Here is a 13214-nt window from a genome sequence, read left to right as displayed (position 1 = left end):
GGTTTTTACTATCCCGAAAACAGATTTTGTATATTTCTCAGTCCACCCTTTTTGAGTTTTTTCATCATCTTTTGCATGTGAACAAAGTTTTTCAGCAACTTATTTACATCTTGCACCGAGGTGCCGCTGCCCTGGGCGATGCGTCGCCTGCGGCTTCCGTTTATGATTGTATAATTGCATCGTTCCACCTTGGTCATGGAATTTATAATAGCCTCTATCCTGACCAACTCGCTCTCGTCCGGACGCAATCCTTGCAATGATTTGATCTTGTTTAGTCCGGGAATCATGCCGATAATTTGTTCCAGAGTCCCCATCTTTTTTATCTGCTGTAGTTGATCCCGGAAGTCCTCCAGGGTGAAAGACTCTTTTCTGATCTTTTTCTCAAGTTCTACGGCCTTCTTGGCATCAAGAGTGGCTTGGGCCTTCTCAATAAGAGTCAGGACATCACCCATCCCCAGTATGCGGGAGGCCATGCGATCCGGATAGAAAGGCTCTAAGGCATCTAATTTTTCACCCACTCCAACAAATTTAATCGGCTTCTGAGTAACCGCTTTTATAGACAGGGCCGCTCCTCCGCGGGCGTCGCCATCCATTTTAGTGAGAATTATACCCGTTAGCCCCAGGGTCTGGTTAAACTTCTCGGCTATATTAACCGCATCCTGACCGGTCATGGCATCGGCTACCAGAATAATTTCCGAAGGATCAATGGCCGCCTCGATGCCTTTCAGTTCATCCATGAGTACCGTATCAATGTGCAGGCGCCCTGCTGTATCTATGATGACGGTATCATAGGCCTTCTCCCTGGCCAGAGTCATAGCCCTCTGGCAAATATCCAGGGGCTTCATATCCGGCACAGACGGATAAGCGGGCATGTTCAAATCATTGGCCAATTTTTGCAACTGGTCGATAGCCGCCGGCCTATATATATCGGCCGGCACCAGATAAGGGCGCCTCCCCTTCCCCCGCAGGTGTAGGGCCAGCTTACCCGCCGTGGTGGTCTTGCCCGAACCCTGCAGACCAACCAGCATGATAGACACCGGCCATTTCCCCGAAAAATTAATGTCTTGTTTCTGCCCCCCCATCAGGGCGGTCAATTCCTCCTGAACTATCTTAATAAGGTGCTGCCCCGGGGTAAGACTGTCCAATACCTCCTGTCCGACAGCTCGTTCATGGACTGTATTGACAAAATCTTTAACGACTTTATAGTTTACATCAGCCTCTAAGAGGGCAAGGCGCACTTCACGAAGGCCGTCCTGAATATTCTGCTCTGTTAATTTGCCGTAGCCCCGAAGCTTCTTGAAAACGAGGTTAAGGCGTTCGGTTAAGCTTTCAAACAAAACACTACTCCCTGAAGATTTGAAACATAAAAAGGTATTTATAAAATTTCTTTTGACAACCGTCAAGCAAATTATGTTTACAATTTCTTCATATAATAGTAAGTCCGAATCCTAACCATCAAAAGAAAGAACAAAAAAACATTGCTAAGTAGAATAAACTTATTATAATTTTTGTTTTATGTTTTATAACGGTAATTACATACCAAAAATCATGTTGGTAGGCTTTTTAGGCCTGAGGCCTAAAGAAAGGATGATATAGCATGGCACGAGTTACGGTGGAAGATTGTTTAAAAAAGGTTAATAGTCGATTTGTCCTGGTTAATCTGGCAAAAAAAAGGGTTCAACAGCTTCGTAGCGGCGCACAGCCCCTGGTTCAATCCAGAAATAAGGAAATCGTCGTGGCCTTACGGGAGATAGCGGCAGGGAAGGTCACGCCTGAAAATGTAGATGAATTGGGAAAGGTTGAAAAAGGGCTGCAGGTAGAAGGGGAGGTTAAAGAGTAGAATAGTTATAGATATGATCAAGCGCGATTATTACGAGGCACTTAATGTTCCGCGGGATGCTTCTGAGGAGGAGATAAAAAGGAGCTATCGCCGCCTGGCTATGGAGTATCATCCAGACCGAAACCCTGGAGATAACGAGGCGGAAGAGCGTTTCAAGGAGGCGGCTGAGGCCTACGAAGTCCTTATGGATCCCCAGAAAAGGGAAATTTACAATCATTATGGACATGAAGGGCTACAGGGCGCCGGATTTAGGGGATTCAGCGGTTTTGATGATATATTTGCCAGTTTCAGCGATATATTTGAGGAATTCTTCGGCTTCGGGACTACGAGGCACGGTCGAACCGCTTCCAGACCGGGGGCCGACCTGCGCTATGATCTGAATATTTCATTTGCCGATGCAGCCTTCGGCAGAGAAACAGAGATAGAAATAAGCAGACTGGAAACCTGTTCGGCCTGCGGAGGCAGCGGGTGTAAAGAGAATTCTCGTCCCGGCACCTGTCCAACCTGCCGAGGAAGAGGGCAGGTCGTACGCGCAGAAGGTTTCTTCCGTATCAGTACCACCTGCCCGCACTGCCGCGGCGTAGGGACTATCATCACTAATCCCTGTGAAAATTGCGCCGGTAGCGGGCAGACACGAGTCAAAAAGAAAGTGGTTATTAAGATCCCCCCTGGTGTGGACACCGGATCAAGGCTTCGATTGCGGGGAGAAGGGGAAAGCGGAGAAAGAGGCGGCCCGCCCGGTGATCTTTATGTAGTTTTACATGTTGAGCCTCATGATTTTTTTGAACGGAAAGGCTATGATATTTATTGTCATGTACCTATTCCCTTCACTCAGGCGGCCTTGGGCGACAAGATCGAAGTTACTACCCTGAAAGGAACTAAAAAAGTTACTATCCCTGAGGGCATGCAATCAGGCGAAGCCATCGTCTTAAAGGGCGAAGGCATACCCTTTTTGCAAGGGCACGGGAAAGGGGATCAGATAATAGAGGTGATTGTCAACACACCGGTATCCCTTACCGCCCGTCAGAAAGAAATTTTATGCGAATTTGCCGAAATCGAGGCAGAAAAACACGCCGGTTTTTTTAAGAAAATATTCCGTAAGTAAGGTAAGGACTTTCAGGCCATGCAATCCCTAAGCCATTTTGATGCCCAGGGGAAGGCGGTTATGGTGGAGGTCGGCCATAAAGAGACCACCTATCGTTACGCCCGGGCCAGCGGTTCAGTACTGGTAAACGCCGAAACCCTACAGTTAATTAAGGAAGGGCGGGCTGATAAAGGGGATGTCCTGGGAATAGCCCGTGTGGCCGGCATCATGGCCGCCAAAAAGACCAGCGAACTCATCCCCCTCTGCCATCCAATACTCATCAGCAGTGTAAACATTACCTTTTCCCTGGATGAAACAAATAATAAGGTGTTAATCGAGGCCACAGTCAACAGCCAGGGCAAGACGGGCGTGGAGATGGAGGCCCTGACCGCCGTTTCTGTAGCCGCTCTCACCATCTACGATATGTGTAAGTCAAAGGATAGAGGAATAATCATCACGGACATCTGCCTCCAGGAAAAAGAGGGCGGGAAGAGCGGTCACTACAAGAGACCGGTCACGGGATAGGGCCGGGTGATCTGACCACACTGGAAGGCTAAAATCAGATTGGTACACGGATAACGCAGTATTACTATGAAGATACTGACTGCTGAGGTTATTGAAACACTGAAGGGCAGAGGTCTCCTGCCGTCTTTACCGGAAGGACCCCCTATTCCTTTACCTGCCGTCAATAAGGTGGAGCTATATCTCTCCTTCCACTGCAACGACCGCTGTGCGCACTGCGTTACGACCTCGGGACCGGAGAGGCAGGAGACGCTGAGTCCCGATGATGCAATAACGGTTATAAAACACGTAGCACAATTCTCTGTGTTGAGACAGCTTGACAGGCTCTTTGGAAAAGGGGAGTTTCGCTGCGCACTACCGCAGCAATTTCTAGACCTGGAGGCGAGAAAAGTACCACCCAAAAGACTGAGCGAATCGCTTAAAACCGCCTATGTGGATTGTTTACAGGGCAATGGCTGCAACTCACAATGGATTACCGGTTCTTTATCTTTTAATCTCAACTTTGGTCGGCCATCCATCCGAATAAGCGGCGGAGAATTCTTCATGTGGCCTGCCAGGACGAATGGTAAAGAACTGTCCGATAACCAGAGATTGGACTTCCAGGGACAATTGTTGAGGGAAATACGCACCTTATTGCCAGATTACGACGTATGGATCCTGACCAACGGCCGGTTTGCGGTCAGTCGGGAACATGCCGACAAAGTTATCGAGGCCTGGGCCGGACATGCAAACTCTCCAAACGCCGGAGGGAAGACACGCATCTGCATCTCTGTGGACGTATTCCACCGACCTCCGCCAGGCAGTTCCGTAGAGGAGATGTTGGACAGAATATGGGCGGCAACCCGGAAGTATGGCTTAAGCGCCCCTTTTCTGTATGGAATTCCAAATGACTGGATCGGCTACTTGGGCAGGGTATTTGGAAATTTCAAGGTGGGAAGGATGGAAAAACATACAGTTAAAAATGTATCCGGAAGTTCTTTCAACCCGGTCATGGATCTGATGGTAGATCCGTTGGATCTGGTCGGCGCCGACGGCTGCCGGGAGGTTAAGGGATTTTATCTGCGGCACAGTTCCGGGGTCTTGATCGCCAACAACATCTACATAGCCCCATCCGGCCATATGGTATATTGTTGCGCCTGTCTGGGCAGCTATGGGGATTTTGTACGTGAACCAAAACGCTGTCTGGAAAATATGGTCAGGGATCCGATCTCTTTGATGCTGCGCCGCGCCGAGACGGCCATCTCCCTTCTTAATACTGCCGTTGAGCTTGATCCTACAATCAAGGTGCTCGGCACCGGAGAATACCCCGCGGTTACCGGGTCAACCTGTTATCAGCTTATGACCGGGGAAAGACTACCCTGATGAGTTCTCCAGAACGCGCCCATATAGATGTTGCATTACTTACAAGCAGGCTTAAAACCACTCCTTTCGCACAAGGAGAGATTCAGTATCTACCAACCACCGGTTCCACAAATGATGTGGCGAGAGACCTGGCAGAAAAAGGCGCTCCGGAGGGGACCATAGTTATTGCCGAAAGCCAGACCAGGGGTCGGGGGCGTCTAGGCCGGACGTGGTATTCACCTCCCGGCGCCGGCCTCTATTTTTCTATCGTCCTCCGGCCCCGGCTCGATCCATCCGACCTCCCCAAAATTACGCTGCTGGCGGGAACAGCCATTGCCGAATCTATAGAAGAAACCACCGGCCTTCACCCAGTTATCAAGTGGCCTAACGACCTCCTGTTGGCAGGTAAAAAGGTAGCCGGCATACTGACAGAGCTTTACGGCGATATGGCCTCACCTTATGTCATCCTCGGGATTGGCATAAATATTCACACGCGCCGGGAAGATTTCCTCCCTGAATTGCAAGAAACCGCCACCTCTCTGGCCTTGTCCGGCGGGCAAAATATCTCGCGTACAAGGCTCCTGCAGGCCGTGCTTGAGCATCTGGGGAGGGGGTATGAATCATTCAAAAAGGGGGCGTTTCAGCCCATCCTGGACGCCTGGCGTAAGAGATGCGTTATTATCGGCGCCCGTGTCAGGATACTATCTGGAGAAAAAGAACTGGAAGGGACCATTGTCGATGTGGATGTGGCGGGCGCTTTGCTTCTTAGGGATCAGACCGGACAGATCCAGCGTATCTTATCCGGTGAAGTGATAAGGTGGGAAAAATAAGCTATTGCAAGCCCCGGCGCATCTTCGAACCGTAAGGGACCTGGCGACCTGAGAATTTATGAAAGAGGCGGGAGATTCTCCCGCCTCTTTTTTGCAAATATGGAGGGTATCAGGTTAGGCCAACTGGGCCATCAATTTCTCTGAGACTACATTGATGGGCGGCGCACCATCCACGGCAACTACCTTTGGCCCCGGCACCTTCTTGAAATAGTTGACTGCCGCCATGGTGCCGCTGTTGGTATCGTAATAAATATCATGCCTCTTATCAATAGCGGCCGTATCCTGGTCATCGGCCCGAGTCTTCAACTCACCCCCGCAGACCCGGCAGACCAATTTCCCATCTTTTTCTACCGGCTTGATGGCATCAATATGGACATGGTTCGGATGGTTGTTGTCATTAACGCAGAGCCTTCTGCCCATAATCCTTTCCGCAGCTGTCTTGCGGTCCAGGCCAATCTCCACGACATAGTCAAGCTTGATGCCGGCCTCATTAAGCGCCTTGTGCAGGGCCTCGGCCTGGACAACGTTACGCGGGAAGCCGTCCAGAAGCCATCCCTTTTTACAATCATCCTCCTTAAGCCGGTTGAGGATCATGGGGATGGTGATGTCATCCGGCACCAGATCTCCCCGGTCGATGTATGCCTTGGCCTTTTTCCCCAGCTCTGTGCCCCCGCCTATATTCTTTCTGAATATGGCGCCCGATTCAATGTGGGGGAGATTGTACTTCTTCTGAACAATTGCCCCCTGCGTTCCCTTGCCACTTCCATTTGGACCAAAAATTAAGATGTTCATGAAAATCCTCCTTTTGGAAAAATTATTTCTCACTTCAAAAATCCGGTAGTGTCGGTCGTCCGTTGTCAGTGGTCAATTGTGTCTGTATATCCAGATAGTTAGACGAAGCGTTGAAACGTTAGCGCCTTCGTTGCTACCTGGTAGAACCGGTTGACTTCTTTTATTTTTATAACAAACAACTGACAACAATCAATGGACACCACCAAAAATTGAAGATTTGAAAAATCACCGGTAGAACTATAGCAGAAAGTTATTGATTATTTCCAGAAGAAAATGAATATCCATTCAAAAAAATTGCCCCTCTTCTCTATCACTGGCTGGAAAGCTTTCTATACCCGTCCAGGCCTTTCCGCCTTTGTCCTTGACAATCATATCTAACTCATATAAAGCAGAAAAAGTTTTCTTAATTTCCACTTTTCTTAATGACTGAAGTGGCCGATATAGTAATAGATACAAGGGCCTTTGTGCTCTCAGGGAGGAGGATGCATGTACAAAATCCTTCATAAATATTATTTGCTTTGTCTGTCTCTTCTTCTCGTAATCACTCTGTGCTGGGGCTGCGCCGGGCTAAAGGAAAAACATCTGGCCGAACCGATGAATAGCCAGCCACAGGGCAGACTCGTTCTGTTTTTGAATGGCCCGCCGCAGACCGGTCTGAATCTCACCTTTAGCCTCAGCAGCGTTGGCGTCTTCAGCGAAGAAGGCGGTTGGGAAGAGTTGCCGCTTAAACTTCAGCCGATAAACTCCCGGGGTATAATCGGACGCCAGATCATCCTCGCGGAAAGCAAACTTGTGGCCAGGGCCTATGAAAAGCTGCGCTTTACCTTTGATCGGGCACAGGTCATTAAGGAAAATAAGGCCGCAGACCTTTCCATCCCTTCCGAAGGCCTGGAGATGGATTTTAACTTCAGGATAGTCAAAGGGCAGGATACTTCAGTTTTTATCAACTGGGATGTAGAGGGGTCTATAGCGGATAATTATCTGTTTATCCCCGCATTTGCGCTAAAGACAGAGATTCGCGGGGTAAGAAGTCAACTGGCTTATGTAACCAATGAAGGGTCAGACAATTTAACGGTTATAAACAGAGAATGGGACGAGGTCGTTTCTACCATAGCGGTAGGAAAGGCGCCATGCGGTCTGGCCGCCGGTACAAAAAAGACCAGGCTAAGGGTATATGTGGCCAATTCCGGGTCGAATAACATTACGGTCATCGATCCGACCCTAAACCAGGTCGAGCAGACCATTCCTATATCATTTGGGAGACACCCCCGGGCTATCGCCGCAGCGCAGACCCGGTCAGGCAAGGAATGTCTGTTTGTGGCCAATTATGCCTCTAACAATGTTTCCATAATAGATACGGATAATTACGAAGAGATCGAACAGGTCAGGGTAGGCGTCGGCCCTATAGCCATAATCACTGACCCCCCCACGGACACCATATATAATATGAAAGGGCTGACGGCCGGTCAGTTGAATCGCTGGAGGGATTATCGGGATCAACACCTGCATATATATGTAGCCAACAGTAAGACCAACACCGTATCCGTTATCATTTTTAACACCTCTACACTGGCCGTGCAAGACACCTATACCTTAACCGTGGGCTGGAATCCGACGGCCCTGGACGTAGATGTAGAGCGGGGTAAGGTCTATGTAGCTAACAATGCCTCTGATACGATCTCAATCATCGATGCCTTAAAAATCATGGATGGCTCCACCTCGGATGCGGTTACTACCTTGACCAATGTGGGTACGGGCGGGGTGGACATTGCGGTTGACGCTTATTTTATGCGGCTATATCTTTTAAAGAATCGCCCAGGTGAATTGCTCTTTCTTAAGACCCCGGTGGAGGACATAGCTGCATCCTTGAAGTCTATCATGACGCCCATAACAGGAGTGATCGATGTGAGTGGGGTTCACCAATCCATGGCCTTGGACCCCGAGAGTAGAAAGTTTTATGTCGTGGATCGTGAAGATGGCATAGTTCACGTTATAGATAAGACTAGCCGGCGATTGATCAAGAATATTCCCGTGGGTAGCAAGCCTTATGAGATTACGATGGTTCCTTTTTGATAGGCTGAGGATAAGGGTTGGATGTTAAACTCTTAAAGGTGATGACCAGCAAAATGCCTGCCCTACAAAGGTTGTGGAGGGTAGTTATAGCATTGGCCGTGCTTATAACTTATCCTGGCCCATCTGCCTGGGCGGTAGGTATAGGCGGCACGGCCGATATTCGTTATAACTCAACTAAACAAAAAAGGGATGGCGCCAAAATAAGCGACGGCTATACCTTTTCTCAGAATTATTATCTAAATCTGGCCGATGAAATTACGCCTGCGCTTACCTATACTCTCAATTTCCGGGCCAATCACAACAAGACTTCTACCACCCAGGACAGCTTAACCACAAAAACTTACAGCCAGGGCGCTGAGCCACAGATTGAATTCAGCCTGCATAACCCTTATTATAATGCCAGCGCCGGCTATCAACGTACAGAGACCTGGAGCGGCGCATCTTTGGCGGATGAGATACGAAAGACCGGCGATTATACCTATGCCCGCTTTGATATATCTCCACGTGATTTGCCGACCCTGGCCTTGCAGTGGGGCCATAAACGGGATTTTGATTATCTTTCGCCCACGCGCCTCGATACCACCACCGACACCTATCTTCTGAATACAAGTTATAATTACGCCCCCTTCAGGCTTTACTACAATTATTACCTTACCCAGACCACAGATGACGCCCCTTCAGGCGATATCTATCGCACCGAGAGGGAGGCGCATACACATAATGGCCGGCTGGATTACGGCCAATCATTTTTTGACGGCAAGCTTCCAATTAACGCCAGTTACCAGGCCAATTATAACCGGAATATTACGGATATTTTTTCCACAGCCGCGGTGGTTACCGTAGAGCGAACGCCTTTTCTGGGGCTTCATAAACGTGATACGGCTTCACCTCCAACGCCAACGACACTTACGCTCGAGACGCAAAATGCCCTTATCGATGGGGACAAAAGTACGGCTATAACTGCTATTGATGTTGGGGTCACTGGGTTGCCAAACACTGACCCCAACTCACATCTCTATCACAACATAGGGCTGGAATTAACCAGTACCAAATCAGTGAAGAACCTTCGCATTTACACAAACATAGCTAAGACCACCGCTTTTAGTGATACACTGACCTTTACTGTTTACTCGGGCACCACGGCATCGAACTGGACAGCGATAACCGGCGCCGCTTCTCCGGCTCCGAGCACCTCGGCGACAGAGGACGTTTATTTTTACGAGGTAAGCTTTACGCCTACGACCGCCAGATTTTTCAAGATCGTCAATACCTCAGAAACAGGTACCACTGCTAACGTATACATCACGGAGATAGAGGCCTATGGTGATGAGACGGAAAAGACCGATATTACCGACCGGTTCGACCAGGGCCTGAATTTTAACACCAGCTTGAAGGCCAGGCCTGATTTGTCGGTTTCATTCAGTTTTTACCTGACGCGCAATGATGAAGAACCATCATCCCTTCCCGAGGCGGCGAGTAATCTTTTTTCAACCATTTTCAGCAAGACCCAAAAAGGGGGGGAAGGCGCATCCAGCGGAACTACTACGCGGAGCTGGGGTCCTTCCGTTAACTGGCAGCCCTATACAAAGCTTATGACCTCTTTGCGTTTCCAAAGGCAGGACTCGTGGGATACGGAGGGGACCACCGATTCGGCATCCAATACGTACGCTTTTTCTCTTAATTCTCCGCTTCTTGATACGTTGGATGCCACATTTTCCGCGACACGCAGTGAGCAGTACAGTTTTTCCGAGAAACAGACTATAAGCGACTCCCTTCTCCTCAGTACGCTGGCTAAATTGTACGACGGCGTCAATATGGTTACAGACCTGAATTATACTACCTCAGAATCCTTTCAGACTAATCTCACTACAGATACCCTTTCTCTTAACGGTAATATAAATGCTATACTGACGCGCAGGCTAAGTGGAACATTTACGTATGGTTTTAGCTGGCCTTCGCCTGGTACGGCCTCCAACCAGCAGTCCCTGGTCTTGACTTATCGCCCCAGTGCGCTATTAAATTTTATGGCCTCGCTTCAGACTGCCGATACAGGAACTGCCCGTACTTTTGGCCAGAATTACAGTATAGATTGGCTCCCGGTTCCCGTACTTAATTTTAATCTGAGCGCCCAAGAGACGGACTCAGGGGACACAAAAAACCAGACCCTTACCTTCCAGAATAGGTGGCAGATAAACAAGTATATGGATTTTCAGTTTAATTACTCCCTTGGGCGTGTTAAATCATCGTCTGAAACGGATACCCATACCTGGGGATTATCCTTTACCGGACGGTTCTGAAAGGAGAAGGCATTATTGTTGACAGTGATACGTAAAACTGATAAAAATCAAATTTGGACAGCCGTTCTGTTGTCTTGTTTGTGCTTAACGCTTGTATTTTTGTCTGCCTGCGCGCCCGGCCGAAAGACTTATTTGCGTTCAGGCGTTGATATTCGTCAGATTACAAAGGTAGCGGTTATGCCTTTTGAGAATCTGACAAACGATCCCTATGCAGGTAAAAAGGTGCAAGATCTCATGATTACAGAACTTTTGTATAGGGGTCGTGTAGATGTTATCGAGCCCGGCGAGGTACTAAATGCTATACGGAGCGCCGGTATTACCTCCATCAGTGCCTTGCATATTGAAAATATAAAGATTATTGGACAGCGGTTGCGGGTCCCGGCGGTGGTGGTGGGTTCAGTCCATGCCTTTGGAGTGGTGCGGGGTGTTACGATATCCTATCCTGAGGTAACTATTCACTGTATTGTGGTGGAAACTACTTCGGGAGCAATTATTGCTTCGACCCAGTACACGTCGGGCGGAACCAGCTTCTGGGGCAGGCATTTCAAGGCTGAAGGGCCTACCTTGGGCGAGACAGCCGAGGATGCGGTAAAGATTATAGTAAGGAGTCTGTTTTTACCATGAAGCGACGGGGGGCTTATCACTTTATAATTTGTCTTTTACTGGCGTTCACCCTTTTTGGTTGTGCCCGTGCGCCTAAGCCGAGTTTTTATATACGCCAGGACTTTGACTTTAGCTTTATAAAAAAGGTGGCCGTATTGCCCTTTGATAATCTTACCAATGAGAAGTTCTCTTCTGAAAGGATCAGAAGACTGGTAATTAATGAACTTCTGGCCTCAGGTTTGATGGATGTGGTCGTAGCCGGCGATCTTTCGGCTACCCTTAAGGCGGTCAAAGTGGAATCGGTAACAGCACTGCCTCCGCAGCAGATCAAGGAAATTGGCAGGGCATTAAATGCACAGGCCGTTCTTACAGGCTCGGTCGAAAGGTATGAGGAACCAAAAGGTGGATCCTTTGCCGCTCCTGAAATTTCCATCTCCTTAGTTATGGCGGAGACCGACTCTGGGTCCATTGTATGGTCAGTAAGCGCTTCTACCGGTGGGGCGGGTTTTGGGACCCGCCATTTTGGGGCGCGTGCAGATACGATCAGCGAGGCCTCTGAAAAGGTAGTTAAAAAGACAATCCGGACACTGTATCCATGAGAGGTAAAATTCGAAATACGAATATCGAAATTCGAAACAAAATATTGATGGTAGGGCGGGACCTGCCCTATAGTCTCTTTAATCTAGACGCTTCTAGATAGTTATGAAACAGCCCTATGCGGAAAATACTGCCTTTTCTCTTAACCTTCCTTATTTTTTTACCCTCCTGTGCCGGACGGGCGGCATTTGATAGCGATGCCCGGCTGCCGCTGGCCCGAAAAGCTATAGCGCTGATGCCTTTTGAGAACCTTTCTGATAAGAAAGAGGCCGTGGAAACGGTTATGCCCTATATACGGCAGTGGTTTAAAGATGCCGGGGCTGAAATAGTGCCTGATGAAGTAGTAGAAAGATTTCTGTTGCGGCATGAAATTAGAAGCACCGGGCGTTTCTCAGATAAAATTATTCATAGTATGGATCGCGGGCTTGGGGCCGCTTATATTCTGCTGGGAAGCGTAAATTTATGCTCTGATGACCCGTTACTATCCATCTCTACCCGCCTGGTATCCGTGCCGGATGGGAATATTGTCTGGGGCGGATATGCCGGCCGCAGTGGGGAGGAATTTAAAACGGTCCTTGGCCTGGGTAAGATTACGACACTGGCCGGGCTCTCCCCTATAGTAATTGAGGAACTTTTTTCTCCTCTTAAGCGGTTTACACCGCCGGATAAGGCGGAACAAGAGAAATGGCGTTTCCGGGTGGCGGTAATGCCCTTTGGGAACCTGAGCCCGCGCAGGGATGCCGGGGTTATCGCCACGTACCTATTCCTTGCGGGCATAGCGCAAAAAACGGGTTGGGCGACCGTTGAATATGGCCAGGTCTGGAATACCTTGGTTTCAGAGAATTATCCGTATCGGGGAGAACTGGACTATGATACGTTGCAGGCGCTGGGCAAGAAACTTGAAGTCGATGGCATCCTGCTCGGAACAGTTGAAAAATATACCGAAGATCTGGGCGCCAAAGGACAGGTTATCCCGGAGGCAGCTATCAGCCTGCGTCTTTTATATGTTCCTAATAAGACCATCATCTGGGCGGATCGACTGGGAGCTACGGGCGAAGACGATATCTTAGTCCTGGATTGGGGGCGAATAAGAACGGCCGATAAGGTTGCCGAAAAGGTAATCAAAAAATTGGTACAGCGTTTGCCTTATATTGAGGTTAGGTAGTGTCCATCCGGAAACTACTGTTCCCGGCTTCACGCTTTCAGCGATCAGCAATTAGCTGTCAGCAAAAATC

13 protein-coding genes are annotated in these 13214 nt (G+C 48.9%); 10 read left to right on the top strand and 3 right to left on the bottom strand.

Features of this window, described 5'->3' with window-relative positions; genetic code table 11:
- Positions 1-8: 8 nt before the first annotated feature.
- Positions 9-1337, bottom strand: a complete 1329-nt coding sequence (gene ffh, locus RDU59_03125; protein ID MDQ7837469.1) for a signal recognition particle protein — start codon at positions 1335-1337, stop codon at positions 9-11.
- A gap of 260 nt (positions 1338-1597) precedes the next feature.
- Here ffh and rpoZ point away from each other — a divergent pair, with 260 nt between their 5' ends.
- From rpoZ to RDU59_03100, 5 genes are all read left to right on the top strand, one after another.
- Positions 1598-1840, top strand: a complete 243-nt coding sequence (gene rpoZ, locus RDU59_03120) for a DNA-directed RNA polymerase subunit omega (protein MDQ7837468.1) — start codon at positions 1598-1600, stop codon at positions 1838-1840.
- Positions 1841-1853: 13 nt separating this feature from the next.
- A complete protein-coding gene (gene dnaJ, locus RDU59_03115; GenBank protein MDQ7837467.1) occupies positions 1854-2945 on the top strand; it encodes a molecular chaperone DnaJ in 1092 nt (363 codons plus the stop codon).
- Between the two features lie 18 nt (positions 2946-2963).
- Positions 2964-3449 carry a cyclic pyranopterin monophosphate synthase MoaC gene (gene moaC / locus RDU59_03110; GenBank protein ID MDQ7837466.1) on the top strand — a complete coding sequence of 162 codons (486 nt, stop codon included), beginning with the start codon at positions 2964-2966 and terminating at the stop codon, positions 3447-3449.
- A 66-nt stretch (positions 3450-3515) separates the two neighbouring features.
- Positions 3516-4808: a radical SAM protein gene (locus tag RDU59_03105; protein MDQ7837465.1), complete on the top strand. Its 1293-nt coding sequence runs from the start codon at positions 3516-3518 to the stop codon at positions 4806-4808.
- Positions 4808-5617: a biotin--[acetyl-CoA-carboxylase] ligase gene (locus tag RDU59_03100; protein ID MDQ7837464.1), complete on the top strand. Its 810-nt coding sequence runs from the start codon at positions 4808-4810 to the stop codon at positions 5615-5617. The genes RDU59_03105 and RDU59_03100 overlap by 1 nt, the downstream gene beginning before the upstream one ends.
- A gap of 114 nt (positions 5618-5731) precedes the next feature.
- Here RDU59_03100 and RDU59_03095 read toward each other — a convergent pair whose 3' ends face one another.
- Together RDU59_03095 and RDU59_03090 are read right to left on the bottom strand one after the other, a co-directional pair.
- A complete protein-coding gene (locus RDU59_03095) occupies positions 5732-6409 on the bottom strand; it encodes an adenylate kinase (protein MDQ7837463.1) in 678 nt (225 codons plus the stop codon).
- Positions 6410-6694: 285 nt separating this feature from the next.
- The gene (locus RDU59_03090; protein ID MDQ7837462.1) at positions 6695-6823 is read right to left on the bottom strand and encodes a hypothetical protein; all 129 of its coding nucleotides are present in this window, start codon (positions 6821-6823) and stop codon (positions 6695-6697) included.
- 72 nt (positions 6824-6895) lie between these two features.
- Here RDU59_03090 and RDU59_03085 point away from each other — a divergent pair, with 72 nt between their 5' ends.
- From RDU59_03085 to RDU59_03065, 5 genes are all read left to right on the top strand, one after another.
- Positions 6896-8482 carry a YncE family protein gene (locus RDU59_03085; GenBank protein ID MDQ7837461.1) on the top strand — a complete coding sequence of 529 codons (1587 nt, stop codon included), beginning with the start codon at positions 6896-6898 and terminating at the stop codon, positions 8480-8482.
- Positions 8483-8535: 53 nt separating this feature from the next.
- Positions 8536-10779 (top strand): hypothetical protein, encoded by a 2244-nt coding sequence (locus tag RDU59_03080; GenBank protein MDQ7837460.1) that lies wholly within the window; start codon positions 8536-8538, stop codon positions 10777-10779.
- Positions 10780-10956: 177 nt separating this feature from the next.
- A complete protein-coding gene (locus RDU59_03075) occupies positions 10957-11403 on the top strand; it encodes a hypothetical protein (GenBank protein MDQ7837459.1) in 447 nt (148 codons plus the stop codon).
- Positions 11400-11981, top strand: a complete 582-nt coding sequence (locus RDU59_03070) for a hypothetical protein (GenBank protein ID MDQ7837458.1) — start codon at positions 11400-11402, stop codon at positions 11979-11981. The genes RDU59_03075 and RDU59_03070 overlap by 4 nt, the downstream gene beginning before the upstream one ends.
- Before the next feature lie 116 nt (positions 11982-12097).
- The gene (locus RDU59_03065; GenBank protein MDQ7837457.1) at positions 12098-13144 is read left to right on the top strand and encodes a hypothetical protein; all 1047 of its coding nucleotides are present in this window, start codon (positions 12098-12100) and stop codon (positions 13142-13144) included.
- Positions 13145-13214 lie beyond the last annotated feature (70 nt).

It is taken from the genome of Thermodesulfobacteriota bacterium (assembly GCA_031082315.1).
Taxonomy (GTDB): Bacteria; Desulfobacterota; QYQD01; order QYQD01; family QYQD01; genus QYQD01.
Note: the sequence above shows the minus strand (reverse complement) of the source record. Positions and strands in the feature narration are given on the sequence as shown.

What these genes read in the sequence shown, in the direction of transcription:
- rpoZ (MDQ7837468.1), top strand. Translation starts at nt 1,598, where the DNA reads ATGGCACGAGTTACGGTGGAAGATTGTTTAAAAAAGGTTAATAGTCGA.
- dnaJ (MDQ7837467.1), top strand. Translation starts at nt 1,854, where the DNA reads ATGATCAAGCGCGATTATTACGAGGCACTTAATGTTCCGCGGGATGCT.
- moaC (MDQ7837466.1), top strand. Translation starts at nt 2,964, where the DNA reads ATGCAATCCCTAAGCCATTTTGATGCCCAGGGGAAGGCGGTTATGGTG.
- RDU59_03105 (MDQ7837465.1), top strand. Translation starts at nt 3,516, where the DNA reads ATGAAGATACTGACTGCTGAGGTTATTGAAACACTGAAGGGCAGAGGT.
- RDU59_03100 (MDQ7837464.1), top strand. Translation starts at nt 4,808, where the DNA reads ATGAGTTCTCCAGAACGCGCCCATATAGATGTTGCATTACTTACAAGC.
- RDU59_03095 (MDQ7837463.1), bottom strand. Translation starts at nt 6,409, where the DNA reads ATGAACATCTTAATTTTTGGTCCAAATGGAAGTGGCAAGGGAACGCAG.
- RDU59_03085 (MDQ7837461.1), top strand. Translation starts at nt 6,896, where the DNA reads ATGTACAAAATCCTTCATAAATATTATTTGCTTTGTCTGTCTCTTCTT.
- RDU59_03080 (MDQ7837460.1), top strand. Translation starts at nt 8,536, where the DNA reads ATGCCTGCCCTACAAAGGTTGTGGAGGGTAGTTATAGCATTGGCCGTG.
- RDU59_03075 (MDQ7837459.1), top strand. Translation starts at nt 10,957, where the DNA reads ATGCCTTTTGAGAATCTGACAAACGATCCCTATGCAGGTAAAAAGGTG.
- RDU59_03070 (MDQ7837458.1), top strand. Translation starts at nt 11,400, where the DNA reads ATGAAGCGACGGGGGGCTTATCACTTTATAATTTGTCTTTTACTGGCG.
- RDU59_03065 (MDQ7837457.1), top strand. Translation starts at nt 12,098, where the DNA reads ATGCGGAAAATACTGCCTTTTCTCTTAACCTTCCTTATTTTTTTACCC.